The organism is Pseudomonas sp. MPB03 (assembly GCF_046605385.1).
In the GTDB taxonomy this organism is placed as follows: domain Bacteria; phylum Pseudomonadota; class Gammaproteobacteria; order Pseudomonadales; family Pseudomonadaceae; genus Aquipseudomonas; species Aquipseudomonas zanjanensis.
Genome location: NZ_CP176770.1, coordinates 333,381 through 358,954 on the forward strand (window position 1 = coordinate 333,381; position 25,574 = coordinate 358,954).

The 25,574-nt window shown below is 62.0% G+C and carries 22 protein-coding genes; 11 read left to right on the forward strand and 11 right to left on the reverse strand.

The window, feature by feature from the left end; all coding sequences use genetic code 11:
* Window positions 1–77 precede the first annotated feature (77 nt).
* Together ACLH0I_RS01415 and ACLH0I_RS01420 are read right to left on the reverse strand one after the other, a co-directional pair.
* Window positions 78–809: a carbonic anhydrase gene (locus ACLH0I_RS01415; protein ID WP_250963885.1), complete on the reverse strand. Its 732-nt coding sequence runs from the start codon at window positions 807–809 to the stop codon at window positions 78–80.
* Between the two features lie 199 nt (window positions 810–1,008).
* Window positions 1,009–2,067 carry a PA0069 family radical SAM protein gene (locus ACLH0I_RS01420; protein ID WP_411386102.1) on the reverse strand — a complete coding sequence of 353 codons (1,059 nt, stop codon included), beginning with the start codon at window positions 2,065–2,067 and terminating at the stop codon, window positions 1,009–1,011.
* 183 nt (window positions 2,068–2,250) lie between these two features.
* Between ACLH0I_RS01420 and ACLH0I_RS01425 the strand changes: the two genes are divergently transcribed.
* Window positions 2,251–2,931, forward strand: a complete 681-nt coding sequence (locus ACLH0I_RS01425) for a tyrosine-protein phosphatase (protein WP_411386103.1) — start codon at window positions 2,251–2,253, stop codon at window positions 2,929–2,931.
* On the opposite strand, the gene ACLH0I_RS01430 is transcribed toward ACLH0I_RS01425, so the two are convergent.
* The 3 genes from ACLH0I_RS01430 to prlC form a co-directional block, all read right to left on the reverse strand.
* Window positions 2,907–4,922 (reverse strand): M3 family metallopeptidase, encoded by a 2,016-nt coding sequence (locus tag ACLH0I_RS01430; protein ID WP_411386104.1) that lies wholly within the window; start codon window positions 4,920–4,922, stop codon window positions 2,907–2,909. The two genes, ACLH0I_RS01425 and ACLH0I_RS01430, sit on opposite strands and share 25 nt — an antisense overlap.
* A gap of 116 nt (window positions 4,923–5,038) precedes the next feature.
* Window positions 5,039–5,317 (reverse strand): YheV family putative zinc ribbon protein, encoded by a 279-nt coding sequence (locus tag ACLH0I_RS01435; RefSeq protein ID WP_411386105.1) that lies wholly within the window; start codon window positions 5,315–5,317, stop codon window positions 5,039–5,041.
* Complete coding sequence (gene prlC / locus ACLH0I_RS01440; protein ID WP_411386106.1) at window positions 5,314–7,392, reverse strand: oligopeptidase A; 2,079 nt, start codon at window positions 7,390–7,392, stop codon at window positions 5,314–5,316. Before prlC ends, ACLH0I_RS01435 begins: the two co-directional genes overlap by 4 nt.
* A 72-nt stretch (window positions 7,393–7,464) precedes the next feature.
* Here prlC and ACLH0I_RS01445 point away from each other — a divergent pair, with 72 nt between their 5' ends.
* Together ACLH0I_RS01445 and ACLH0I_RS01450 are read left to right on the forward strand one after the other, a co-directional pair.
* Complete coding sequence (locus tag ACLH0I_RS01445; RefSeq protein WP_411386107.1) at window positions 7,465–8,010, forward strand: gamma carbonic anhydrase family protein; 546 nt, start codon at window positions 7,465–7,467, stop codon at window positions 8,008–8,010.
* Window positions 8,011–8,170: 160 nt separating this feature from the next.
* Window positions 8,171–8,821: an HAD family hydrolase gene (locus ACLH0I_RS01450; RefSeq protein WP_250963879.1), complete on the forward strand. Its 651-nt coding sequence runs from the start codon at window positions 8,171–8,173 to the stop codon at window positions 8,819–8,821.
* Window positions 8,822–9,005: 184 nt separating this feature from the next.
* Here ACLH0I_RS01450 and ACLH0I_RS01455 read toward each other — a convergent pair whose 3' ends face one another.
* The 4 genes from ACLH0I_RS01455 to aspA all read right to left on the reverse strand — a co-directional run bounded on the left by ACLH0I_RS01455 (window position 9,006) and on the right by aspA (window position 14,700).
* Window positions 9,006–9,998: an AraC family transcriptional regulator gene (locus ACLH0I_RS01455; protein ID WP_250963878.1), complete on the reverse strand. Its 993-nt coding sequence runs from the start codon at window positions 9,996–9,998 to the stop codon at window positions 9,006–9,008.
* 202 nt (window positions 9,999–10,200) lie between these two features.
* Window positions 10,201–11,205, reverse strand: coding sequence for an asparaginase (locus tag ACLH0I_RS01460; protein WP_250963877.1), 1,005 nt, complete (start codon window positions 11,203–11,205; stop codon window positions 10,201–10,203).
* 131 nt (window positions 11,206–11,336) lie between these two features.
* A complete protein-coding gene (locus ACLH0I_RS01465; RefSeq protein WP_186708254.1) occupies window positions 11,337–12,788 on the reverse strand; it encodes an alanine/glycine:cation symporter family protein in 1,452 nt (483 codons plus the stop codon).
* 487 nt (window positions 12,789–13,275) lie between these two features.
* Entirely contained in the window at window positions 13,276–14,700 is a 1,425-nt protein-coding gene (aspA, locus tag ACLH0I_RS01470; protein WP_186708252.1) for an aspartate ammonia-lyase, read from the reverse strand.
* Window positions 14,701–14,878: 178 nt separating this feature from the next.
* On the opposite strand from aspA, the gene ACLH0I_RS01475 reads away from it, so the two are divergent.
* From ACLH0I_RS01475 to ACLH0I_RS01495, 5 genes are all read left to right on the forward strand, one after another.
* Window positions 14,879–15,796: a LysR substrate-binding domain-containing protein gene (locus ACLH0I_RS01475; RefSeq protein WP_186708250.1), complete on the forward strand. Its 918-nt coding sequence runs from the start codon at window positions 14,879–14,881 to the stop codon at window positions 15,794–15,796.
* A 369-nt stretch (window positions 15,797–16,165) separates the two neighbouring features.
* Window positions 16,166–16,657: a 5-(carboxyamino)imidazole ribonucleotide mutase gene (purE, locus tag ACLH0I_RS01480; protein WP_003196369.1), complete on the forward strand. Its 492-nt coding sequence runs from the start codon at window positions 16,166–16,168 to the stop codon at window positions 16,655–16,657.
* Window positions 16,658–16,669: 12 nt separating this feature from the next.
* Window positions 16,670–17,755 (forward strand): 5-(carboxyamino)imidazole ribonucleotide synthase, encoded by a 1,086-nt coding sequence (locus tag ACLH0I_RS01485; protein WP_186708248.1) that lies wholly within the window; start codon window positions 16,670–16,672, stop codon window positions 17,753–17,755.
* Between the two features lie 102 nt (window positions 17,756–17,857).
* Window positions 17,858–18,103, forward strand: coding sequence for a GlsB/YeaQ/YmgE family stress response membrane protein (locus ACLH0I_RS01490; protein WP_003187057.1), 246 nt, complete (start codon window positions 17,858–17,860; stop codon window positions 18,101–18,103).
* 89 nt (window positions 18,104–18,192) lie between these two features.
* A complete protein-coding gene (locus ACLH0I_RS01495) occupies window positions 18,193–18,729 on the forward strand; it encodes a DUF3299 domain-containing protein (protein ID WP_207963444.1) in 537 nt (178 codons plus the stop codon).
* Window positions 18,730–18,862: 133 nt separating this feature from the next.
* Here the strand turns inward: ACLH0I_RS01495 and ACLH0I_RS01500 are convergent, their stop codons facing one another.
* Entirely contained in the window at window positions 18,863–19,762 is a 900-nt protein-coding gene (locus ACLH0I_RS01500) for a D-hexose-6-phosphate mutarotase (RefSeq protein WP_250963873.1), read from the reverse strand.
* 57 nt (window positions 19,763–19,819) lie between these two features.
* A complete protein-coding gene (locus ACLH0I_RS01505) occupies window positions 19,820–20,224 on the reverse strand; it encodes an acyl-CoA thioesterase (protein ID WP_003177184.1) in 405 nt (134 codons plus the stop codon).
* A 375-nt stretch (window positions 20,225–20,599) separates the two neighbouring features.
* On the opposite strand from ACLH0I_RS01505, the gene ACLH0I_RS01510 reads away from it, so the two are divergent.
* The 3 genes from ACLH0I_RS01510 (at window position 20,600) to ACLH0I_RS01520 (ending at window position 25,569) form a co-directional block, all read left to right on the forward strand.
* Window positions 20,600–21,898, forward strand: coding sequence for an MFS transporter (locus ACLH0I_RS01510; RefSeq protein WP_411386108.1), 1,299 nt, complete (start codon window positions 20,600–20,602; stop codon window positions 21,896–21,898).
* Between the two features lie 233 nt (window positions 21,899–22,131).
* On the forward strand, window positions 22,132–23,130 hold the full coding sequence (locus tag ACLH0I_RS01515) for a phosphate ABC transporter substrate-binding protein PstS (RefSeq protein ID WP_250963871.1): 999 nt from the start codon (window positions 22,132–22,134) through the stop codon (window positions 23,128–23,130).
* Between the two features lie 405 nt (window positions 23,131–23,535).
* A complete protein-coding gene (locus tag ACLH0I_RS01520) occupies window positions 23,536–25,569 on the forward strand; it encodes an ABC transporter permease subunit (protein ID WP_411387572.1) in 2,034 nt (677 codons plus the stop codon).
* The last annotated feature ends 5 nt before the right edge of the window (window positions 25,570–25,574 follow it).

Sequence of the window (25,574 nt, forward strand, 5' to 3'; positions counted from 1 at the left end):
AGTTTCTTCAGGCATGGCGAGGCCCTACCGCGCAAATAGCGGTAAGGCTAGAACCACACAAGGATGATTAGGAGTGGTTAGAAGCGCGCTTTGGGCGTCGCCACCGGTATCGGATGGCTGCCATCGAGCGGCAGGAAACGTCCCTGGTCCGCGTCAAAGGCTTTGATCTCGCTGGTCTCGATGTTGTACACCCAGCCATGGATGAACAACTGACCGCTGGCCATGCGCGATGCGACCGAGGGATGCGTTCGCAGATGCTGCAACTGCGCGATCACGTTTTCTTCGGTGAGGATGGGCATGGTCTGTTTTTCGTCGCCGCACGGACAGTTGTCGTGGACCATGGTCTTGGCCACTTCGGCGTGGCGCAGCCAGGCTTTTACCGTGGGCATTTTTTCCAGGGTGTCCGGGTTCAGCACGGCACGCATGGCGCCGCAATCGGAATGGCCGCAAACAATGATGTGTTGCACACCGAGGGCCAGCACGGCGTATTCGATGGCGGTGGAGACGCCGCCATTCATCTGCCCGTAAGGCGGAACGACGTTGCCCACGTTACGGGTCACGAACAGGTCGCCGGGGGAGCTATGGGTGATCAGCTCGGGCACGATGCGCGAATCGGCACAGGTGATGAACATCGCACGGGGCGCCTGGGCGGTGGCGAGTTTCTTGAAGAGCTCTTCCTGTTGCGGAAAGATCTCGTGATGGAAATGCAAAAAGCCGTCAACAATATGCTGCAGCGCTGCATCGGCGGTTTCCGCCACGGGTTGGGCTGAAGCCGACGCAGCCAACGGCTGATTATCCTTGTCACTCATGATTCATCCTCTTTTGACGGTATGACGCCAGTGGCTAAAACATCCAGGTCGACATCTGCGACCCGTCAGTCACTCGCTGAACAAGGTAGCGGCCGAAACTTAACTCAAACTGAAATCGAAGGCTCTAGGACAATGATTCCAGGGGTGGCGAAACACTGGCGCAGCTCATGTCCAGTGGTCTTTCCAGGGTCAACTTTAATCAAATCAACGACATCTGTCGGCCCGGCGGACAGAAGGCATCGCAATCGAGAGTGTATCCGTCGCGTCGCTCCAGTCCCAGGCGCTTGAGCGCCTTGGCGAAGCGCTGGGCCAGCAGGTCGGCGAATGGGCCTTCGCCGCGCATCCGCGCACCGAAGCGGCTGTCATACAGTTCGCCACCACGGCTCTGGCGCACCAGGCTCAGTACATGGGCGGCGCGTTGCGGGTAGTGCGCCTGCAGCCACTCCTCGAACAGCGGCGCGACTTCCAGCGGCAGGCGCAGCATCACGTAGGCGGCATTCTGCGCACCGGCGGCGTGGGCTTCGGTCAGCAGGCTCTCGATCTCGCTGTCGTTGATCATCGGGATCATCGGTGCGCAGAGCACGCCCACGTTGATGCCTGCCTCACGCATGACCTTGATCGCCCGCAGCCGCGCCTTGGGCGCCGCCGCCCGGGGTTCGAGAATGCGCTTGAGTTCATCGTCCAGGGTGGTGAGGCTGATCATCACGTGCACCAGGCGTTGTTGCGCCAACTCGGTCAGCAGGTCCAGGTCGCGCAGGATCAGCGAGCCCTTGGTGACGATGGTCACCGGATGCCGATAACGCAGCAGTACCTCGAGGATCCGCCGGGTTATCCGTTGTTCCCGTTCGATCGGCTGATAGGGGTCGGTGTTGGAACCCAGTGCGATCGGCGCGCATTGATAGCCGCGCCGGGACAATTGCTCCTCCAGCACATCGGCGGCATTGGTCTTGGCGATCAGCTTCGTTTCGAAATCCAGCCCCGGCGACAGGTCCCAATAGGCATGGCTGGGCCGCGCATAGCAGTAGATGCAACCGTGTTCGCAGCCTCGGTACGGGTTGATCGAGCGGTCGAATGGGATATCGGACGAGGTGTTGCGGGTAATGATGGTCTTCGCCGTTTCGATGCGCACTTCGGTGCCCTGGGTCGGCGGGACTTCCTGGTACCAGCCGTCATCCTCGACCACCGAGCGATTCGGGGCGAAGCGGTTGTGCGGGTTGGTCGCGGTGCCGCGGCCGCGAGGTGGAAGGGAGGCAGGCATGGGGAATACTCCGAAAGCTGTATGTGCATACAGTATTCGCTGTGTTCGATTAGGGCCAGTGCCATTCGGCAGTCCAACTACCGGATCAGCGTTCACAAGGCTTTGACGTTCTCCTCACGGGCTTTTAACCGCAGCGAGCCGACACTGGGCCTCCTGTATTCCTTCGCTCTCGGTCGTCCGTGCATGCTCAAGCTCTGTTCCCGTTCGTTGTTGTGCCTGGCCTTGCTTGCCGGACTGGCCGAGGCGCCCGTCCAAGCGGCCGATCTCCCTGAGGCGAGGCCCGCTGAATGGGCGCAGCCGGTGGAAAAGGACTACAACCTCTACCAGATGTCACCGACCCTCTACCGCAGCTCCCTGCCAGACGGCGGCGCCGTGCCTTTGCTGACGAAGCTGCGGATCGGCACGGTCATCACCTTCCTGCCGGAGTCGGACAAGCGCTGGCTGTCCACCCCCGGCATCGAGCAGGTGCAGTTGCCCTACCGCACCAATCATGTCGATGACAGCGACATACTCAAGGCCTTGCGCGCCGTCCAGGCGGCCGAAACCAAGGGGCCGGTGCTGATGCACTGCAAGCACGGCTCGGACCGCACCGGGCTGGTGGCCGCCATGTACCGGGTGGTGGTGCAGGGCTGGAGCAAAGAGGACGCGTTGAATGAAATGACCGAAGGTGGCTTCGGCGACAGCCATCACTTCAAGGACGGCGTGCGCTACATGATGCAGGCCGATGTCGACAAACTGCGCGTGGCGTTGGCGAACGGCGATTGCAGCACCAGCGTCTTTGCCCTTTGCTCCCTGGAAAGCTGGGTCAATTCAACGACCCCGGCGCATCACCTCAACCCTCAAGCGCTGGCTCCCGCACGGTGAGCGGTTGCGTGCAAAAAAGCCTCGATGGACTCCGATAGAGGCCGTGAGTCGCCCCACTCGAATATCGTTTCACGCAACACCCTGCCGGTTTCCCTATCGAATAAGCCGTTGCGCTTGAATGGCTCGAACACGGTCCTGGCCAGGCTCCTGGACCAAAGGTAGGCATAAATTCCGGCATCGTAGCCCGTGACCAGGTAATCCAGGCCATTGGGCCAGCGTTCGTTCATGAACACCGGTAAGTGGCCTACTTTTGCACGCACTTGCTCGAATACTTGCTGGACCGTACGACCGTCACCGTGGCTGTGGTGCAGTTCCATGTCGAATAGCGCATCGCGTATCTGTCCGGCAATGCCCCAACTGGTCTGGGTCTGTAGATAAACCATCAACTGGTCGGCGTCTTTGTCCGGCAACGGTGCTCCGGTCTGGTGGTGCTTCGATATCCGCATGAGGAATTCCTTGGAGGTGCACCACTGTTCGAACAACACGCCAGCGAATTCGGCCGCGTCCCGGCTGAGCGCGGTGATGCCCGAGACGTCGCGGTATTCAACCCGGCTCAACACATGGTGCAGACAGTGCCCTAACTCGTGGAAGAGCACTCGCAGTTGCCGATAATCCAGCAACAGGGGAGTGGTGCTGGAACCGCGCGGCAACCAGCCCTGCAGCACCGCGACGGGATAACGTGGCCGGCCCTCGGCGGTGATGCGGCGGTTTCGCAGGGTAGTGGTACTGGGAAAGCCATTCTGATCCGGATATTCGAAGGGATCGAAATAAAAGTAGCCGAGGGTTTCGTCCCCCTCCCGGACTTCGAAAAGACGCACTTGCGGATGCCAGTTCGTCACGTCCTGGCGCTCGATGAAGTCCACGCCAAACAGATCCGTGGCGATCAGCAGCAGCTGGGTAAACGTCGGTTCCAGTGCGAACCAGGCGCTGACGTCCTGCTCCGAGATACCGGCTGTTTGCCGACGAAGCTTTTCTGCCAGGTACTGCACATTCCAGGGCGTTAATTCGTTGACCTGTTGCGTCTTGGCAAACGCCTGCAGTTGCTTCGTATCTTCGGCAAACACGGCTTGCTGTTGGTCGAGCTGCCCTTGCAGGAACGTCATGACGTCTTCTGGCGACTGCGCTTGCTCGGGCTCGACAGCCATCTGCGCGTAGCTTGAATAGCCCAGCAGTTTGGCCAGTGCATACCGATCCCTGAGCAATTGGCGCAGCACTTCGCCGTTGTCGTAGAGCCCGGCTTGCGGCCCTTGATCCGATGCGCGGGTGCTATAGGCAACGTACATTTGCTTGCGCAAGGCAGGATCGTCGGCGTATCGGGTGACGATGCGAAACGACTCGTCGTTGAGAGTCAGCAGCCAGCCTGTGCCGCCCTTTTCACGGGCTTGCTCGGCCATGCGCCGCTTGAAGGATGGCGGCAGGCCACTCAACTGGGCTTCATCGTGGATTATTTTGCTCCACGCGTTGTTCGCTGCGTGCAAGTGCTCAAGGAACAAGGTCTGGGCGCCTTGGATTCGTAGCTTCAGGTCATTGAGCTTCTGCGGTGACGGCGATCCCATTCCATGCTGGCGCAACCGCCGCAGGATTTTTGCCAGCGTTCTTTTGCGCACGGGGGAGAAATGCAGGGCGATCTGGCTGTCCGCCAAGCGTTGGTAAAGCTGAAACAGTTCGGGATGTCGCATCAGCGATCCCTGGAAATCCTGCAGCCGTTGTTGGCAATCGCCCGAAACCTGCCCCCAGGCATCGTCAGTCCTGGTCGAAGCCATGAGTTCCAGTACAAAGCCGAAGCTTCTCAGGCGTGCGTGGATTTCATCCATCGCCAACACCAGGTCATCCCACGTAGGAAACGGTGTCTGGGTCTTGATGATCTCGACGACTTTGGCGCGGCTTTCGGCAATGATCTGGTCTAGCGCGGGGGAGAAGTGTTCGACGCGGATGTTTGAAAAAGGCGGCAGGACATAGGCCTGCAAGAGAGGATCATAAGGGCGATGCATGGAGGCTTCCTGTCAGTCTGGACGTGTCAGGCCAGTCTGGTGAGGAATGCATGAGGCGCTGCGGTACATATGTATCGCTTCCGGGCCGGGCGGCCCGGAAGGTGATGCCAAAGATGTCAGTCGATTTTTTTCTTCAGCTTCGGGTTGGGGAAAAACTGCACGGCCTGGACTTTCGCGTCCGGCGTCTTGAGCGCCGACGTATTGACCCGGGTGCCCAATTCCTTGGGCACCGACAGGCCTTGCTCGTTGAGCGTGTCGGAATAACCGCAGGCCACGCATTCGCGGTGCGGCACGCCGTCTTCGTTCCACATCATCAACTTGTCCGGCTCGCTGCAGGCCGGGCAGACCGCCCCGGCGATAAAGCGTCGCTTGGTAATCACAGGCCCCTCACTCATGCTGCCGCGTCCTCGGTCAGGCCGCTATGGCGCAAGAGTGCGTCAATCGACGGCTCGCGGCCACGGAAGTCGACGAACAGCACCATCGGTTCCTGGGAACCGCCACGGGCCAGGATCGCCTCGCGGAAGGCTCGGCCGGTGTCGGCGTTGAGCACGCCGTCTTCTTCGAATTTGGAGAAGGCATCGGCCGAGAGCACTTCCGCCCATTTGTAGCTGTAGTAACCCGCCGCGTAGCCGCCGGCGAAAATGTGCGCAAAGCTGTTGGGGAAGCGGTTGTAGGCCGGCGGACGCATGACGGAGACCTCGTCACGCACGCCTTCGAGCACTTGCAGCACGCTGCGGCCATCGCCGTGGGTGGCGTGCAGCTCGAAGTCGAACAGCGAGAACTCCAACTGACGGACCATCATCAGGCCGGACTGGAAGTTTTTCGCCGCGAGCATTTTTTCCAGCAGGTCCTGGGGCAGCGGCTCGCCGGTTTCGTAGTGACCGGAAATCAGCGCCAGGCCTTCGGGCTCCCAGCACCAGTTTTCCATGAACTGGCTCGGCAGTTCCACGGCATCCCAGGCCACGCCGTTGATGCCGGACACGCCGGCGTGTTCGACGCGGGTCAGCAGGTGGTGCAGGCCATGGCCGAACTCGTGGAACAGGGTGGTGACTTCATCGTGGGTCAGCAGCGCCGGCTTGCCGCTGTCGGCCGGGGTGAAGTTGCACACCAGGTTGGCGACCGGGCTTTGCAGGACGCCGTCGAAGGTGCGACGACGGTCGCGGGCACCGTCCATCCAGGCACCGCCACGCTTGTTGGCGCGGGCGTAGAGGTCGAAGAAGAAGCGGCCGACGTGCTGGCCGTTCTCCTTGATTTCGAACAGGCGCACGTCCGGGTGCCAGCTGTCGAAGCCTTTCAGTTCGGCGATCTCGATGCCATAGAGGCGCTGCACGATGGCGAACAGGCCGCTCAGTACCTTGTCGATCGGGAAGTAGGCGCGCAGGGCTTCCTGGGCCACGCTGTAACGCTGCTGGCGCAGTTTTTCACCGTAGAAACCGCTGTCCCAGCTTTGCAGGTCGGGGCAACCCTGCTCGGCGGCATAGGCTTTGAGCTGTTCCAGGTCCAGGGCCGCGAACGGCTTGCTGCGCTTGGCCAGGTCACGCAGGAAACTAAGGACCTGGTCGCTGGATTCGGCCATCTTGGTTGCCAGGCTCAATTCGGCGAAGTTGGCGAAACCCAGCAGTTGGGCCAGTTCCTGGCGCAGGTCGAGGATCTGTTCCATCACCGGGCCGTTGTCGTTCTGGCCGGCATTCGGGCCTTGGTCCGAGGCACGGGTGCAGTAGGCCGCGTAGACTTCTTCGCGCAGGGCGCGGTCTTCGGCGTAGGTCATCACTGCGTAGTAACTAGGGAACTCCAGGTTGATCAGCCAGCCGTCCAGTTCCTTGGCCTGGGCAGCGGCGGCCATGTGCGCCTTGGCCGAGTCGGTCAGGCCGGCGAGGGCGGCTTCGTCAGTGACGTGCTTGGTCCAGGCCTGGGTTGCGTCCAGCAGTTGATTGGAGAAGCGGCTGCCCAGCTCGGACAGTTTGCTCTGCACTTCGGCGTAGCGCTTCTGTTGCTCGGGCGGCAGGTCGATGCCCGACAGGCGGAAATCCCGCAGGGAATGTTCCAGGATGGTTTTCTGCGCGACGTCGAAGCTGGCTGCTTCCGGGCTGTTCGCCAGGGCTTCGAAGGCCTGGAACAGCTCGCGGTTCTGGCCCAGCTCGGTGGAGTAGGCACTCAGCGCCGGCAGGCAGGCCTCGTAGGCCTCGCGCAGTTCCGGGCTGTTGCGCACGGCGTTCAGATGGCTGACCGGGCTCCAGGCTGCGCCGAGACGATCATTGAGCTCGTCCATCGCCAACACCAGGCCGGCCCAGGTAGGCTGTTGGACTTGGGTCTTGAGGATTTCGGCGATGGCCGCACGGTTGTCCGCCAGGATCTGCTCGATGGCCGGTTGTACGTGCTCGGCACGGATCGCCGAGAATGGCGGCAGGTCATAGGGCTGCAAAAGAGGGTTGTTCACGCTCACGGTCGACACCTTGGCTGGAAGAAACATCGGCCCATCTTAATTACAATCGACGTTCACCGCAGCTAGCAGCGCCTATCACCGGATAAGAGAGAGCCTATCGTGACCCTTCGCACGTACCAGAACCACAGCCCGAAGCTTGCCCGTGGGGCTTTTGTCGACAGCACCGCGGTGGTGATCGGCGACGTCGAAATCGGCGAAGACAGCTCCGTCTGGCCGCTGACGGTCATTCGCGGCGACATGCACCGCATCCGTATCGGCGCGCGCACCAGCGTCCAGGATGGTTGCGTGCTGCACATCACCCACGCCGGGCCCTTCAATCCGGATGGCTTCCCGTTGTTGATCGGCGACGACGTGACCATCGCCCACAAGGTCATGCTCCATGGCTGCTCGGTGGGCAGCCGGATCCTGATCGGCATGGGCAGTATCGTCATGGACGGCGCGGTGGTCGAAGACGATGTGATCATCGGCGCCGGCAGCCTCGTACCGCCGGGCAAGCGCCTGGAAAGCGGCTTTTTGTACGTGGGCAGCCCGGTGAAGCAGGTCCGGCCGCTGACGGACAAGGAGCGCGCGTTCTTCACCTACAGCGCGGCGAACTATGTGAAGCTCAAGGACTTGCATCTGGCCGAAGGCTACGACCAACCGTGAAGCGCCCCCCGAAGTGTTGAATGACCCATTGTGGCGAGGGCGCTTGCTCCCGCTGGGCCGGTCCGACGCTTCGGGCGCAGCAGACCCATTTTTTGTGAGCGCTTCGCGCTCAAGCCGGAGCAAGCTCCCTCGCCACGTGATGCCACTGCCAGGACCTGCCATGCACTACCAGACCGTACTCTTCGACCTCGACGGCACCCTCACCGACCCCCGTGAAGGCATCACCCGTTCGATCCAGTTCGCCTTGGCCAAGCTGGGCATCGACGAACCCGACCTGACCCGCCTCGAACATTTCATCGGCCCGCCGTTGTTGCAGGCCTTCATGCAGTTCTATGACTTCGACGAAGCGAAGGCCTGGGAGGCGGTGAATTTCTATCGTGAACGCTTCAAGGTCACCGGCCTTTATGAGAACCGGGTCTTCGACGGCGTGATGCCGCTGCTGGAAACCTTGGGCGGCCAAGGGCGCCATCTGTACATCGCCACTTCCAAGCCCTGGGTGTTCGCCCGGGAAATCGCCCGCCATTTCGACTTCGCCCGGCACTTCAAGGTGATCTACGGCAGCGAACTGGACGGCACCCGCACTGACAAAGTCGAACTGATCGCCCACCTGCTGGCCGAAGAAAGCCTCGACCCGGCCAGCACCCTGATGATCGGCGACCGCAAGCACGACCTGATCGGCGCCCACAGCAATGGCCTGGATGCGGCGGCGGTGGGGTATGGGTTCGGCAGCCACGAAGAACTCAACACCGAACGCCCGGCGTATCACTTCCAGACGGTGGACGAGTTGCACCAGGCGTTTTTGCGGCGTTGACGGGATCGCCATCGCGAGCAAGCTCGCTCCCACATTGTTCCGAGACGTCCACAAAACGGGTGCCCACCGCCAAACCCCTGTGGGAGCGAGCTTGCTCGCGATGGCGGCAGCACAAACACCCCTGTTTCAAGTCACAACCCTCACCACAGGGATTAGCCATATCCTGGTATATGAAAGGGACAATTCAGGCCCTGAACTGGCTCGGCGCCACACCGCTCCAGCGCACGAAGGCATGGCGGAAGCTGGCGGTTTCGCTGAAGCCCAGTTGTTCGGCGATTCGATGGATCGGCAATTGCTCCTCGCAGAGCATCTGCTTGGCTCGTTCGAAGCGCAGTTCGTCCAGCAGTTCCTGATAGCTGCAGCCCAGGTCCTTGAGGTGCCGGCGCAAGGTGCGCGCCGAGCAGTTCATCTGTTCGGCCAAGCCTTCCAGGCCGGGGGCTGCGTTCAGTTGGGCGTCGAGCAACTGGCGGATCCTTCCTAGCCAGGCCTGGCGTCCGGTGAATTCGGTGTTCTGCCGGCGGCAGCGTTCGGCCATGGCGTGATGGGTGATGGGGTCGGCCAGGGGCAAGGGGTGTTCGAGCCAGTGGCGGTCGAAGGCAAACGCGTTATCGACGCTGTCGAAGCGCACCGGGCAATCGAAGGGTGCGGTGTAGCGCGCCTGGTAGTCGGGCGCCGGATGTTCGAAGCGCGCAGCGTGCAAGGGCAAGACATGGCCGAGGAGGTCATTGCAGATCACCTTCAGCGAAACCATGCAGAACTCGGCATTGAACACCGCCAGGGCCGGGTTCTCCCGATAGTCGCTGGCGCTGAACCAGATGTGCTCGCCGTCGTCGTCCAGGTTCAGCTCGAAGAGTGTTCCCAATAGCGCCGGATAGCGCAGCGCCAGGCGCAAGGCGTCACCTAAGGTGGCACTGGTGAGCAGGGCATAGCCGAGCATGCCGTAGGACGAAACGTGCATGCGCAGGCCCAGCTCCAGGCCGATGTCGCGCTTGAGGGCCACGGCGTTGGCGCAGACCTGCATCTCTTGGTTGGTGGTGATGCGCGTATCGGCCCGGCTCAGGTCCGCGGCGCTGATGCCACTGCCGGCCAACAAGGCATCACTGGGCAGCCCCTCGTTTTTGAAGGTGCTCAGTACCAACGAGACGGCGTTAAGGGTGGTGAGGTGGGAATGCAGCATGTCCGTTTCCAGCCTGGGGTAGGCTGGAGACGGAGCAAGTTATATGCCGGGTACTTTGGCATGACGTCGCTTTTGTGGCGAGGGAGCTTGCTCCCGCTGGGCCGCGAAGCGGCCCCCAAAATCTTGCGGCCGCTGCGCGACCGAGCGGGAGCAAGCTCCCTCGCCACAAAAGCCCCTCACCACAAGTTGATGCAGGTTCGGATCAGCTCAGCTCGCCGCACAGGTCCAGCTCCACCAGCCGCCGAACCTCTTCCACCGGCAGGCCCGCGCCAATCAGCGCCTGCAACTTGCCGAACGCGGCCTCGCGGGTCATGCCGCCACCGGACAGCACGCCGACACCGCGCAAGCGACTGCCGGCTTCGTACACGTCCAGCTCAACGCCACCTTCATGGCATTGGGTCACCGCCACCACCACCACGCCGCTGTCCCGCGCCCGCTCGAGGCTGGCGAGGAAGGCCGGGTTGTCGCTCGGCCCGGTGCCGCTGCCGTAGCACTCCAGCACCAGGCCCTGGATGCCGCTGCCCAATAGACCATCGAGCACCTGGGCGCTGATGCCGGGAAACAGCGGCAGCGCCGCGATGTTCGCCAATTGCTTGGGCTGGTTGTAATTCAACTGCGCCGGCAGGGCCGGTGCCGGGGTACCGCCGCCCTGGCGTTCCAGGCGCTTGAAGGGGTGGCGACCGAAGCTGCGCACTTTCGCGCAACGGGTCGGCGCCAGCAGCTCACCGTGGAAGTACAGGTGCACGCCCGGCGCCAGGCCCTGGCCGAGGGCGACCAGGGCACCGCTGAGGTTTTCCCAGGCGTCGCTGTCGGTCACGCCGGCGGGCAGCATCGAGCCGGTGAAGCAGACCCGCGCATGCAGGCCCAGCAGTTGGAAGCTCATCGCCGCCGCGCTATAGGCCAGGGTGTCGGTGCCATGCAGGATCAACACGCTGTCGCAGCCCTGCACATCCACGGCGTCGACCACCGCTTCGCGCAGTTGCTGCCAATAGGTCGGGGTCATGTTGGCGCTGTCGATCAGCGGCGACATCTCCCGGAAGCGCCATTGCGGTATGACGAGTTCGGGCTGGCTGTGCAGGTAATCGCGCATCCGTGCTTCGAAACCGGATGCCGGGGCCAGGCCGTGGGCGCTGGCCTGCATGCCGATGGTGCCGCCGGTGTAGAGCACCATGACGTGCTGGGCGGCAGGGTAGGTCAAGGAATTCATGGTTGTTCTCCGAGGACGAAAACGGCGGCTTGGGTCAGCCGCCACAACATAAGGCCGAGCATGACGCCGACCTTACGCTGTGTCACGCCGGGCGCAGGGGATGCGCCCGGTTTTCTACGATAGTCTGCGGCTCAGCGTTGCGCTGCGGCCACGCCGGCAGTCGCGGCGTCAGGTTTGGCAACCGGTGCCGACGGGGTGGCTGGCCATGCGTTGCGGTCCAGGTCCAGGTCCGGGAACTTGCTGGAGTCGAACACAGGGACCTTGATGCCGGCCGCACGCTGGTCATCGTAGTCACGCAGGATGCGCATGCCGACCTTGAACAGCAGGAACAGCGCGATCAGGTTCACGAACGCCAGCAGGGTCATGGTGATGTCGGCGAACGCGAACACGGTGCCGAGGTTTTCGATGGCACCCCAGAAAATCAGGACCAGGACCAAGGCGCGGTAGCCCATCAGGACCTTGCGATTGTCACCGATCATGAAGCGCAGGTTGTTCTCGCCCAGGTAGTAGTTGTAGAGGATCGAGGTGAACACGAACAACGACAGGGCCACGGAGATGAATATCCGGCCCCAGTCACCCACGACCGCCGCCAGGGAGTTCTGGGTCAAGGCAATGCCGTCGCCTTCGAAACCTGGGGTGTAGAAGCCCGACAGCAGGATCAGCAGCGCGGTGCAGGTGCAGATCACGAAGGTGTCCAGGAACACGCTGAACGCCTGGACCACGCCCTGGGCGACCGGGTGCTCGACCGATGCGACGGCGGCAACGTTAGGCGCACTGCCCAGGCCGGCTTCGTTGGCGAACACGCCACGCTTGACGCCCATGACGATGGCGCTGCCGATCAGGCCGCCGAAGGCCTGGTCCAGACCGAAGGCGCTTCTGACGATGGTCGCCAGCATGTCCGGTACGTGTTCGAACTGCAGCACGATCACGTAGAGGGTCACGCCGATGTACGCCAGGGTCTTGACCGGAACCAGCAGGTCGGCAACCTTGGCGATACGCTTGATCCCGCCGATGAACACCAGGCCCAGCAGCACCGCCAGGCCCAGGCCCGTGTAGGTGGTGTCAAAGCCGAAGGCGTTGTTCAGGGAGTGGGTGACCGCGTGGGCTTGCAGACCGTTGAAGGCGAAGCCGAAGGTCACCAACAGCAGGAATGCCATGATCATGCCCAGCCAGCGTTTCTGCAGGCCGTGCTGGATGTAATAGGACGGGCCGCCACGGTACTGGCCTTCGGAGTCGCAGCGCTTGTAGAGCTGGCCGAGGGAGCATTCGAAGAAGCTGCTGGACATGCCGACCAGCGCGGTCACCCACATCCAGAACACCGCACCAGGACCACCGAGGGTCACGGCGATGCCGACACCGGCGATGTTGCCCGCGCCGACACGGCCGGCCAGGCTGAGCATCAGGGCCTGGAAGGAACTGAGCTGGTCAGTGCTGCTTTTCAGGCTGTCACGGAACACCGTGAACATGTGGAAGAAGTGACGGAACTGGACGAAACGCGAGCGGATCGTGAAGTAGCCACCGAGCCCGACAATGAGCACGATCAGCACTTTCCCTGATAGGAAGTCGTTGATGACTTCGAGCATGAGTATTCCTCGCTGTTTTTTGTTTAAGCAAATGCTGGCCATTTGGAAACATCACGTTACATCGGTCGGCGCGCGGCCTGACAGGTGAGGCGGAGTTTCGTCCCGGTCCATTTTCGCGGGTTTGTTATTAGTTCGGTTTTCGCATGTTTAAAGGTCTCGTTGCGGACGACCGTCATGCGAAGAGGGGCGGCACTATACCTATCAGTGCGGTGCCCGTCTGCACAGTTGTGGTGCGTCCGACGAAGCGGACCCTTTGAAACACCTGGCCTTCCGGTCAGGTTCTTGTGGGGACGAGCCTGCTCGCGTTGGCTGGCGACGCGGTTTACAACGGGCAGCGCGTCGTCGTTTATCGCGAGCAGGTTCCTTCCCACAGATTCAGTCATCCTTGGCGGCTATCAATTAAAAAAAGGGCTTGGGGAAGATCCCCAAGCCCTCAAAAGGTGAGAGGTGTCTAGTCCCTCGACCTGGTGAGCGGTGGCCGTGTCGATCACGCTTTGAGCGGGACCAGACGCGGAGCAATCATGTTTTCCGGGCGCAGGATGTCGTCGAGCATGGCGTCGTCGAGCAAGCCTTCTTCGCGCACCAGTTCCAGTACGCCGCGGCCACTTTCCAGGGCGATGCGGGCGATACGGGTGGCGTTTTCATAGCCGATGTACGGGTTCAGGGCGGTGACCAGGCCGATGGAGTGCTCGACCAGTTCGCGGCAGCGCGCTTCGTTGGCGGTGATGCCGACGATGCAGTGCTCGCGCAGCATGTCCATGGCCCGTTGCAGCAGGCGGATCGAGTCGAAGATCTTGAAGGCGATCAACGGTTCCATCACGTTCAGTTGCAGTTGGCCGCCTTCGGCCGCGATGGTCAGGGCCAGGTCGTTGCCGATGATCTGGAACGCCACCTGGTTGACCGCTTCCGGGATCACCGGGTTGACCTTGCCGGGCATGATCGAGCTGCCTGGCTGGCGGGCCGGCAGGTTGATTTCGTTGATGCCGGTGCGTGGGCCGCTGGACAGCAGGCGCAGGTCGTTGCAGATCTTCGACAGCTTGACCGCGGTGCGCTTGAGCATGCCGGAGAACAGCACGAAGGCGCCCATGTCGGAGGTGGCTTCGATCAGGTCGGCGGCCGGGACCAGCGGCTGGCCGCTGATGGTTGCCAGGCGCTGTACGGCCAAGGCCTGGTAGCGCGGGTCGGCGTTGATGCCGGTGCCGATGGCGGTGCCGCCCAGGTTCACTTCGGTGAGCAGTTCAGGCGCCAGGGTTTTGAGGCGCGCCAGGTCTTCGCTCAGGGTGGTGGCGAAGGCGCGGAATTCCTGGCCGAGGGTCATCGGCACGGCGTCCTGCAGCTGGGTGCGGCCCATTTTCAGGACGTGGCTGAATTCTTCACCCTTGGCCGCGAACGCCTGGATCAGGCTGTCGAGGCTGGCCAGCAACGCGTCGTGACCCAGCAGCAGACCCAGGCGGATCGCGGTCGGGTAGGCGTCGTTGGTGGACTGCGCCATGTTCACGTCGTTGTTGGGGTGCAGGTACTGGTACTCGCCTTTCTGGTGGCCCATGGCCTCCAGCGCGATGTTGGCGATGACTTCGTTGGCATTCATGTTGGTCGACGTGCCGGCGCCGCCCTGGATCATGTCCACCACGAATTCTTCGTGGAAATCGCCGCGGATCAAACGTGCACAGGCTTCACTGATGGCAGCGTGCTTGGCTTCGCTGAGCTGGCCGAGTTCGCGGTTGGCGTCAGCGGCGGCCTGTTTGACCATTGCCAGACCGACCACCAGCTTCGGGTAATGCGAGATCGGGACGCCGGAGAGACGGAAGTTGTTTACCGCTCGTAGGGTCTGGATGCCGTAATACGCTTGCGCCGGTACTTCGAGTACGCCAAGCAGGTCTTTTTCTGTGCGGAATGATGCAGCGGAGGACATGACGGAAATCATCTCGATAAGGACCCGGTCTGTGCCGGAACGCTGTGGATCCTAGGCTCTGGGGAAAAATAGGGCCAATGCTGTTAAACACTGGCCTATGCATATTCGGCATAATGCCGGTGTGACGCCGACGATGCGGCGAACGTGTGACCTGTTTTGGTGCGTGTAGGGAGGCGTGATGAATCTTGAAAGCAAATGGCTTGAGGACTTCAGTGCCCTGGCCGCTACTCGCAGTTTTTCCCAGGCGGCCGAGCGGCGTTTCGTGACGCAGCCGGCGTTCAGCCGACGAATCCGCAGCCTTGAGGCGGCGCTGGGGCTGACCCTGGTCAACCGCTCACGTACGCCCGTCGAGCTGACGGCGGCGGGGCAGTTGTTCCTGGTGACGGCGCGTACGGTGGTGGAGCAACTGGGCGAAGTGCTGCGCCATTTGCATCACTTGGAAGGCGGGCAGGGCGAAGTCATCCAGGTGGCCGCCGCCCATTCCCTGGCGCTGGGCTTCTTCCCGCGCTGGATCGCGCAACTGCGCAACGAAGGGATGAACATCGCCACGCGCCTGGTGGCGACCAACGTCGGCGATGCGGTCCACGCCTTGCGGGAGGGCGGCTGCGATTTGATGCTGGCCTTCTACGACCCGGATTCGGCCATGCAGATGGACCCGGAAATCTTCCCGTCGCTGCACTTGGGCCAGACTGAAATGCTTCCGGTGTGCGCCGCCGATGCCAACGGCAACCCGCTGTTCGACCTTGAAGGCGAGGCCAGCGTGCCGTTGCTGGCCTACAGCGCCGGGGCGTTCCTCGGGCGTTCGGTCAACCAGTTGCTGCGCCAGCGGGCGCTGCGCTTCACCACGATCTACGAGACAGCCATGGCCGACAGCCTGAAAAGCATGGCCCTGGAAGGCCTGGGCATCGCCTGGGTACCGCACCTGAGCGTACGTGCCGAACTGGCCCGGGGCGAACTGGTGATTTGCGGCGGCACGCAATGGCACGTGCCCCTGGAGATCCGCCTGTACCGCTGCGCCCTGGTGCGCAAGGCCAATGTGCGGTTGTTGTGGCGCAAGCTTGAAGGCGGTGTGGCGCAGGGTGCTGTCGGATCCTGAAACCAATGCAAGCCCTGTGGATGTGACGGACATCAGAGTGATCACAGGGCCATTGTGGGAGCGAGCTTGCTCGCGATGAGGGCCTGGCATTCACAACGGCATTGGCTGACCTGGCGCTATCGCGAGCAAGCTCGCTCCCACAAGGGATTTGTGGTGTTCCGACGCTGACCTGCGAGTCAATAAAACCGCTGCTTCAGCGCAAATGACAGATGGTCGGCGAAAGTGCGTTTAACGCACCATTTTCGGTATACTGCCCGGCCTTCGGTCGGTTCGCCCGGCCATCATTCGTACAACAAGCCACGCCGGTTTCCTGCGTGGCTTGTTGTTTTTTGACGCGCCTGCGGGCGCCCAGAGAGAAGAGGCACGACGATGAGTGCACTGGTTGGCGTGATCATGGGCTCCAAGTCCGATTGGTCCACCCTTAGCCACACCGCCGATATGCTGGAAAAGCTCGGCATCCCTTACGAGGTGAAAGTGGTCTCTGCCCACCGTACCCCGGACCTGCTGTTCCAGTACGCCGAAGAGGCCGAAGCGCGTGGCATCGAGGTGATCATCGCCGGTGCCGGTGGCGCGGCCCACCTGCCGGGCATGTGCGCGGCCAAGACCCACCTGCCGGTGCTGGGCGTGCCGGTCCAGTCGTCGATGCTTTCGGGCGTTGATTCGTTGTTGTCGATCGTGCAGATGCCGGCCGGTATTCCGGTCGCGACCCTGGCCATCGGCAAGGCCGGCGCGATCAATGCGGCCCTGCTGTCGGCGAGCATCCTGGGCGCCAAGCATCCACAATTTCATACCGTGCTGAAAAAATTCCGCGCTGAGCAGACAGACAGCGTCCTGGACAATCCAGACCCACGCATTGCCTGAGGTTGTTGACGAATGAAGATCGGTGTAATCGGTGGCGGCCAGTTGGGTCGCATGTTGGCCCTGGCAGGTACGCCGCTGGGGATGAACTTCGCTTTCCTGGACCCGGCGCCGGACGCCTGTGCCGCGGCGCTGGGTGAACACCTGCGGGCCGACTACGGCGACCAGGACCACCTGCGCCAATTGGCCGATGAAGTCGACCTGGTGACCTTCGAGTTCGAAAGCGTCCCGGCCGAAACCGTGGCCTTCCTGTCCCAGTTCGTCCCGGTCTACCCGAGCGCCGAAGCCTTGCGGATCGCCCGTGACCGCTGGTTCGAAAAGAACATGTTCAAGGACCTGGGCATCCCGACGCCGGCCTTCGCCGACATTCAGTCCCAGGCCGACCTGGACGCCGCCGTCGCGGCCATCGGTCTGCCCGCCGTGCTCAAGACCCGTACCCTGGGTTATGACGGCAAGGGCCAGAAAGTCCTGCGCAAGCCTGAAGACGTGGCCGGTACGTTCGCCGAGCTCGGCAGCGTGGCCTGCCTGTTGGAAGGCTTCGTGCCGTTCACTGGGGAAGTCTCGCTGATCGCCGTGCGCGCCCGCGACGGTGAAATCCGCTTCTACCCGCTGGTACACAACACCCACAAGGACGGCATCCTCAAGTTGTCCGTCGCCAGCACCGATCACCCGTTGCAGGCCTTGGCCGAAGACTATTCCAGCCGGGTGCTCAAGCAGCTCGACTATGTCGGCGTGATGGCGTTCGAGTTCTTTGAAGTGGACGGCGGCCTCAAGGCCAACGAAATCGCACCGCGGGTCCACAACTCCGGGCATTGGACCACGGAAGGCGCCGAGTGCAGCCAGTTTGAAAACCACCTGCGGGCGGTGGCCGGGCTGCCGCTGGGGTCGACCGCCAAGATCGGCGAAAGCGCGATGCTCAACTTTATCGGCAAGGTGCCGGACACCGAGAAAGTCCTGTCGATCGCCGACTGCCATCTGCATCACTATGGCAAGGCGTTCAAGGTCGGGCGCAAGGTTGGCCACGCCAACCTGCGCTGCGCTGATCGGGCCACGCTGGCCCAGCAGATCATCAAGGTCGAGACGCTGATCGCCGAGCAATAATCTGTCATACCGTTGGAACCATTCGTCGGCTAACCTCTCTCATGGCTAAGTGCCAAAACCTGATCGGGCTTTGGCTTAGCGACTCAATGAGAGGGGAATGCCATGGGAATCATCGGAACCATTTTTATCGGCTTGATCGTTGGCCTGCTGGCACGCTTCCTGAAACCGGGCGATGACAGCATGGGCTGGATCATGACCATCCTGCTCGGTATCGGCGGTTCGTTGGCAGCCACTTACGGCGGCCAGGCCCTGGGCATCTACCAGGCCGGCCAAGGCGCGGGCTTTATCGGGGCCCTGGTGGGCGCGATCGTGCTGCTGGTGATCTACGGCCTGATCAAAAGAAACTGATCCAAATGCATCAAGGCCCCCTCTGCGTCGCGAGCTGAGGGGGCTAGAATGCTCGGCGTTTCACTTTTCATTCATTGCCGAGCCCTTTCATGCGCCGTCTAGTGTTGACCCTTCTTCTGCTGGGCAGTGGCCTGGCCCATGCTGCCGAGCTGCCGGAAACCGACTGGCTCGAACTGATGCCCAAGTCGGACCAGAAAGCCCTCGAGGCCATGCCTGACATCGACCACAACTCCCCGGAAGCCAACGGCACCTTCACCGAAAAAGGTGGCTTGAAGCAAAGCAAGGGCTTGCCGGCGGTGATGTATTCGACCAAGACCGTGGCGTCGATGAACGACAAGCACATCCGCATCGGTGGTTATCCGGTGCCGCTGGAAACCGACGCCAAGGGCCACAGCACGCTGTTCTTCCTGGTGCCCTACCCCGGCGCCTGCATCCACGTCCCGCCACCGCCGCCTAACCAGTTGGTGCTGGTGCGTTACCCCAAGGGCCTGAAGCTGGATGACATCTACACGCCGCTCTGGGTGACGGGCACGCTGAAGATCGAAAAGGTCGACAACGATCTGGCGAGCGCGGCGTATGCGTTGGAGGCAGAGAAAGTGAGGGTGGTGCAGGAGGCGGATTTGTAACCAGCCCATTGACCCTACACAAAACCCAATGTGGGAGCGAGCTTGCTCGCGATGGCGGTGTGTCAGTCGACGCTGAGGGTGACTGTCAGTCCGCTATCGCGAGCAAGCTCGCTCCCACAATGGTTTTGCGGTGTCAGAGCGGTTTGCTGCGGATGCTCACACCCAGGGTATGGCTGGCGTCCGGCAACAACGTCACCACATCCTCCATCACATTCGCCGTCTCGATGCACAGCATGCGCTGCCAGCCATCGTCGGCCATGTCGCTGAAGGCCTTGGCGCGTTCGGTCCAGGGGTTCCAGATCACCGCCGAGCGCGAACCGCTGCTGGTCAGCTCGATCCGTCGTTGCCACTGCGGATCAACGATGCTCAGCGTCGGCGGGGTGTCGAGGTAGATACGGTCGGTCTCGCCGGTGAAATGCAGGTCGCCGGCCTGGGTGTGGGTGTTCCAGTCGTCGAGGGTCTCGATGTAGTTCAAGCCATCGACGCCTTCGACCTGCACGTTGCGCACGTCGCTCACGGCGAAGTAGCTGTGCAGCGCCTGGCTGAGGCTGACGGTTTCGCTGCCACGGTTATGGCTGGTGAGGCGGATGTGCAGTTGCGCGTCCATCACGATGGCCAGCGTCAGGTCGACCTGATGAGGCCAGCCCGCAAGGCCGTTGTCGGGATAAGGCAGCACGAATTCGATCTTCAGGCTTTCGCCTTCGGCCTCGATGCCCTTCAGTTCCCAATCCATCGCCCGCACCAGGCCGTGGGCGGTGGCCGGGTCATTGCTCACGCGCATGGCCTGCACGCTGTCGGGGTTGCGAGTCAGGTTGCCGAACCACGGCCAGCACACCGGCACGCCCGCGCGGATGCTCTTGCCGGCCTTGAATGTGGCCTGGTCGTTGAGCCAGATCAGTGGCGGCTGGCCGTCCACTTGATAACTGAGGATGTGCGCGCCTTGCTGGGCCACCAGCAACTCGGCCTGACCGTGGCGGATGCGCCAGGCGTTCAGTTCATCCAGTTTGACCGCGTCGACGTTGGGCGTAGGCATGTTGCAAATCTCGTTCGGTGACAGGGACTGCAATGGACCGCAAAACGGTCGCCGTGTTTAACGGGCGCGCGGCGGAACCGAGCGGGTACGACCGCTGCCGTCGATGGCGACGAAGACGAATACCGCCTCGGTCACCTTGCGCCATTCACTGGACAGCGGATCGTCGCTCCAGACCTCGACCATCATCTGGATCGAGCTGCGGCCGATTTCCAGCGCCTGGGTATAGAAGGACAACTGCGCGCCCACCGCCACCGGCACCAGGAACGCCATGCGATCGATCGCCACGGTGGCCACGCGTCCGCCGGCCACTTTGCTGGCCATGGCGGTGCCGGCCAAGTCCATCTGGGACACCAGCCAGCCGCCGAAAATATCGCCGAAGCCGTTGGTCTCCCGTGGGAGTGCGGTGATTTGCAGGGCCAGGTCGCCTTGCGGGATGGGATCTTCTTGTTCGAGCTCTATCATGCCGGGGGTGCCTCTGACCCGTAACGCTGTCTGGTACTTCAGGTGAATAGCCGTCTTCGTAAAAAACGATTCAGCCCGAACATACTGCGTTCGTCACGTTTTTCGTAAAGGCGTGCCAAAGGGAAACTCTGCGAAACCGGCTGATCTTGTACTACATCACCAACGACGTTTTCGCACAGCAACCCCTTACAGAGTACTGCAAGGTTGCGAGTATATCGGGCGATAGACGTCGAGACGACCACTCGGTTCTGATTTCGACTGTCAAATACGCGCCTCTATGTGCTTTTTCGAACAATTTGCTATCGTGCCGAACCTGCCCAGGCCCCAACCCGAGTTGCCAGGGTTGCAGAACCGACTATAAGAGAAGCCCTTGCCATGACCACTGCGCCTTCGAGCACGGCGACGCCCGCACAACCGGCACGTCCGCTGACCCGCAACGATTACAAGACCCTGTCGCTTTCAGCCCTGGGCGGTGCGCTGGAGTTCTACGATTTCATCATTTTCGTGTTCTTTGCCACCGTGGTCGGCAAATTGTTTTTCCCGGCCGAAATGCCCGAGTGGCTGCGCCTGATGCAGACGTTCGGCATTTTTGCCGCCGGTTACCTGGCCCGGCCGCTGGGCGGGATCATCATGGCCCACTTCGGCGACCTGCTGGGGCGCAAGAAAATGTTCACCCTGAGCATTTTCATGATGGCCGTTCCGACCCTGATCATGGGGCTGTTGCCGACTTATGCACAGATCGGCATGTGGGCACCGATCCTGCTGTTGCTGATGCGGGTGATCCAAGGCGCGGCCATCGGCGGGGAAGTGCCGGGCGCCTGGGTCTTCGTTTCCGAACACGTTCCGGCGCGCCACATCGGCTATGCCTGCGGCACGCTGACCTGCGGCCTGACGGCGGGGATCCTGTTGGGGTCGCTGGTGGCAACGGCGATCAACAGCATTTATACGCCGGTGGAAGTGGCCGATTACGCCTGGCGGATCCCGTTCCTGCTGGGTGGCGTGTTCGGGTTGTTTTCGGTGTACCTGCGCCGCTGGCTGCATGAAACCCCGGTATTCGCCGAACTGCAACTGCGCAAGGCCCTGGCCGAGGAAGTGCCGCTGCGGGCCGTGCTGCGTGATCATCGCGGTGCCATCGCCATTTCCATGCTGCTGACCTGGCTGCTGTCGGCCGGCGTCATCGTGGTCATCCTGATGACACCGACCGTGCTGCAGACGGTGTACCACTTCAGCCCGACCGTCGCGCTGCAGGCCAACAGCCTGGCGATCGTGTTCCTGAGCTTGGGTTGCATTGGTGCGGGTGTGCTGGCCGACCGTTTTGGTGCCGGGCGGGTGTTTGTCTTCGGCAGTGGTTTGCTGTTGATCACCTTCTGGACGTTCTACCACTGCCTGTTCGACCACCCCGAGTGGCTGTTCCCGCTGTATGCCCTGAGTGGCTTGCTGGTAGGCACCATCGGCGCGGTGCCTTATGTCATGGTCAACGCCTTCCCGGCCGTGGTGCGCTTCAGCGGCCTGTCGTTTTCCTACAACTTGGCCTACGCGATTTTTGGCGGGTTGACGCCGATGATCGTGACCCTGTTGCTGAAAGAGAGCTCGATGGGGCCGGCATATTATGTGGCGGCCATCTGTGGGATCGGGATTGTGGTGGGCGGGTATCTCTGGAAGAAGGGGCGCTAGGTCCTGGTCTTTCAGTGACTGTACTGGCCTCATCGCGAGCAAGCTCGCTCCCACAGGGGGGCACTGCGAATCCTCTGTGGGAGCGAGCTTGCTCGCGATGGGAAGCACCATGGATCATCCTGCAAAACTCAATGCTGGCCTTTCATCCAATTGTCATATTTCAGCCATAGAGTGTTCATACGGCTTACCGATACTTTGCCGACTTAATACACCCTATCTGCTAGGAGTAAGGCATGAAACTGAAGCGTTTGATGGCGGCAATGACGTTTGTCGCTGCTGGCGTTGCGACTGCCAACGCGGTTGCCGCTGTTGACCCTGCGATCCCGAGCTACACCAAGACCACTGGTGTATCGGGCAACCTCTCCAGCGTCGGCTCCGATACCCTGGCCAACCTGATGACCTTGTGGGCCGAGAACTACAAGAAAGAATACCCGAACGTAAACATCCAGATTCAGGCCGCCGGTTCCTCCACCGCGCCGCCCGCACTCACCGAAGGCACCGCCAACCTGGGCCCGATGAGCCGCAAGATGAAGGACAACGAGCTGCAGGCCTTCGAAACCAAATACGGCTACAAGCCAACCGCTATCCCGGTAGCCGTGGACGCCCTGGCCGTATTCGTGCACAAGGACAACCCGATCAAGCACCTGACCATGGCTCAGGTCGATGCGATCTTCTCCTCGACTCGCCTGTGCGGCGCCAAGGCTGACGTCAAGACCTGGGGCGACCTGGGCGTGACCGGCGACCTGGCCAACAAGCCGGTCCAGCTGTTCGGTCGTAACTCGGTATCCGGCACCTACGGCTACTTCAAGGAAGAAGCCTTGTGCAAAGGCGACTACAAGCCAAACGTCAACGAACAGCCAGGTTCGGCTTCGGTCGTGCAGTCGATCAGCAGCTCGCTTAACGGCATCGGCTACTCGGGTATCGGCTACAAGACCGCCAGCGTGAAAACCGTTGCCCTGGCCAAGAAAGAAGGCGGCGAGTTCGTCGAGGACACCGAAGAAAACGCCCTGAACGGCAAGTACCCGCTGTCGCGTTTCCTCTACGTGTACGTCAACAAGGCGCCAAACAAGCCTCTGGCCCCGCTGGAAGCTGAGTTCGTGAAGCTGATCCTGTCCAAGCAAGGCCAGGAAGTCGTAGTCAAGGACGGTTACATCCCGGTACCTGCCAAAGTCGCCGCCAAGGCACTGGCTGACCTGGGTCTGCAAGAAGGCGGCAACGTCGCCAAGCAGTAACACCTGAGCCCGGGCCAACGCCCGGGCTGCTGTGGGAGTGGATGCCACTCCCACAGCCAAATTTTCTGTCCGCTGCCGCTTCTAGCTGGCGGCGGATTTGTTGCGTCACTTCACTGTCATCTTTCTGTCATACAGGATCGCTAGGGTGTGCGCATGAATGATCTGGCCAACTCCACAATGACTACGACTTCCCCTCCCAAGCGCATTGACTTCAATACGCCTGAGCTGCAACGCAAGCGCCGCATCCGCGCGCTCAAGGATCGCCTGACCCGCTGGTACGTGCTGGTCGGCGGTCTCGCCGTCCTGGCTGCCATCACGCTGATTTTCTTTTTCCTGGCCTACGTGGTGCTGCCCCTGTTCCAGGGCGCGGACCTGACCGCCAAGGATTCGATCACCCCGGCCTGGATGCAAGACGCCGGCAAACCGCTGATGATCGCCATCGAAGAACAGAACCAGGTGGCCATGCGCGTTTCCGACAAGGGCCAGGCACTGTTCTACGAACTCGACAGCGGCGCCGAACTGCGCCGTGTCGACCTGCCGGTTCCTGCCGGTGCCACTGTGGTCTCCATCGCGGAAGACCAGCCCGGCAGCCCGCTGGTGGCGATCGGCCTGTCCAACGGCCAGGCCCTGGTGTTCCGCCACACCTATAAAGTCAGCTATCCCGACGGCAAGAAAACCATTTCGCCCGCCATCGAATACCCTTACGGCGAGGCGCCGATAGCGTTGAACGAGCAGGGCGCGCCTTTGGAGCACGTCAGCCTCAACGCCACCGATTCGACCCTGTTGCTGGCCGGCTCCAGCGGCGCCCAGCTGTATGTACTGTCGCTTACCAGCGAAGAAAACATGATGACCGGTGAAGTCACCAGCGAGCAGACGCGTATCGACCTGCCGCAGATGACCGAGCCAGTGAAGAACATTTTCGTCGACCCGCGCCAGCAATGGTTGTACGTGGTCAACGGTCGCGCCCAGGCCGATGTGTTCAGCCTGCGGGACAAGAGCCTCAATGGCCGTTACAAACTGCTGGAGAACGGCGACGCCCAAGTCACCGCCACCGCCCAGTTGGTCGGCGGGATCTCGCTGATCATCGGCGACTCCAAGGGCGGCCTGGCCCAGTGGTTCATGGCCCGCGACCCGGACGGCGAGCTGCGCTTCAAACAGATTCGTACCTTCCAGATGGGCAGCGCGCCCATCATTGAGATCAGCGCCGAAGAACGTCGCAAAGGTTTCGTGGCACTCGACATCGCCGGCAAGCTGGGCGTGTTCCACAGCACCGCCCACCGCACCCTGCTGGTGGACCAAGTGGTCGACGGCCAAGGCTTGTTCGGCCTGTCGCCACGGGCCAACCGCCTGATCGTCGAACAGGGTGGCAAGCTGCAACCGTTGACGCTGGACAACCCGCACCCGGAAGTGTCCTGGAGCGCGTTGTGGAGCAAGGTCTGGTACGAAAACTACGACGAACCTAAATACGTCTGGCAATCGACCGCCGCCAACACCGACTTCGAACCCAAGCTGAGCCTCTCGCCGCTGACCTTCGGTACCCTGAAAGCGGCGTTCTACGCGATGCTGCTGGCGGCGCCGCTGGCGGTGGCCGCGGCGATCTACACCGCCTACTTCATGGCCCCGGGCATGCGGCGCAAGGTCAAGCCGGTGATCGAGCTGATGGAAGCGATGCCGACGGTGATCCTCGGTTTCTTCGCCGGCCTGTTCCTGGCGCCGTACGTCGAAGGGCACCTGCCGGGCATCTTCAGTCTGCTGATGTTGCTGCCCATCGGCATCCTGGTCGCCGGTTTCACCTTCAGTCGCCTGCCGGAATCCATTCGCCTGCGAGTGCCGGACGGTTGGGAAAGCGCCCTGTTGATCCCGGTGATCCTGTTCGTGGGCTGGCTCTCGCTGTACATGAGCCCGTACATGGAAACCTGGTTCTTCGGCGGCGACATGCGCATGTGGATCTCCCATGACCTGGGCATCACCTACGACCAGCGCAACGCCTTGGTGGTTGGCCTGGCGATGGGCTTCGCGGTGATCCCGAACATCTATTCCATCGCCGAAGACGCCGTGTTCAGCGTGCCGCGCGGCCTGACCCTGGGCTCCCTGGCCCTCGGTGCCACGCCATGGCAGACCATGACTCGCGTGGTGATCCTCACCGCCAGCCCGGGCATTTTCTCGGCGCTGATGATCGGCATGGGCCGTGCAGTGGGCGAGACCATGATCGTGTTGATGGCCACCGGTAACACGCCGGTCATGGAAATGAACCTGTTCGAAGGCCTGCGCACCCTGGCGGCCAACGTGGCGGTGGAGATGCCGGAATCCGAAGTCGGCGGCAGCCATTACCGCGTGTTGTTCCTGTCGGCCCTGGTGCTGCTGTTGTTCACCTTCGTCATGAACACCCTCGCCGAGCTGATCCGTCAGCGTCTGCGCAAGAAATATTCGTCGCTTTAAGAAAG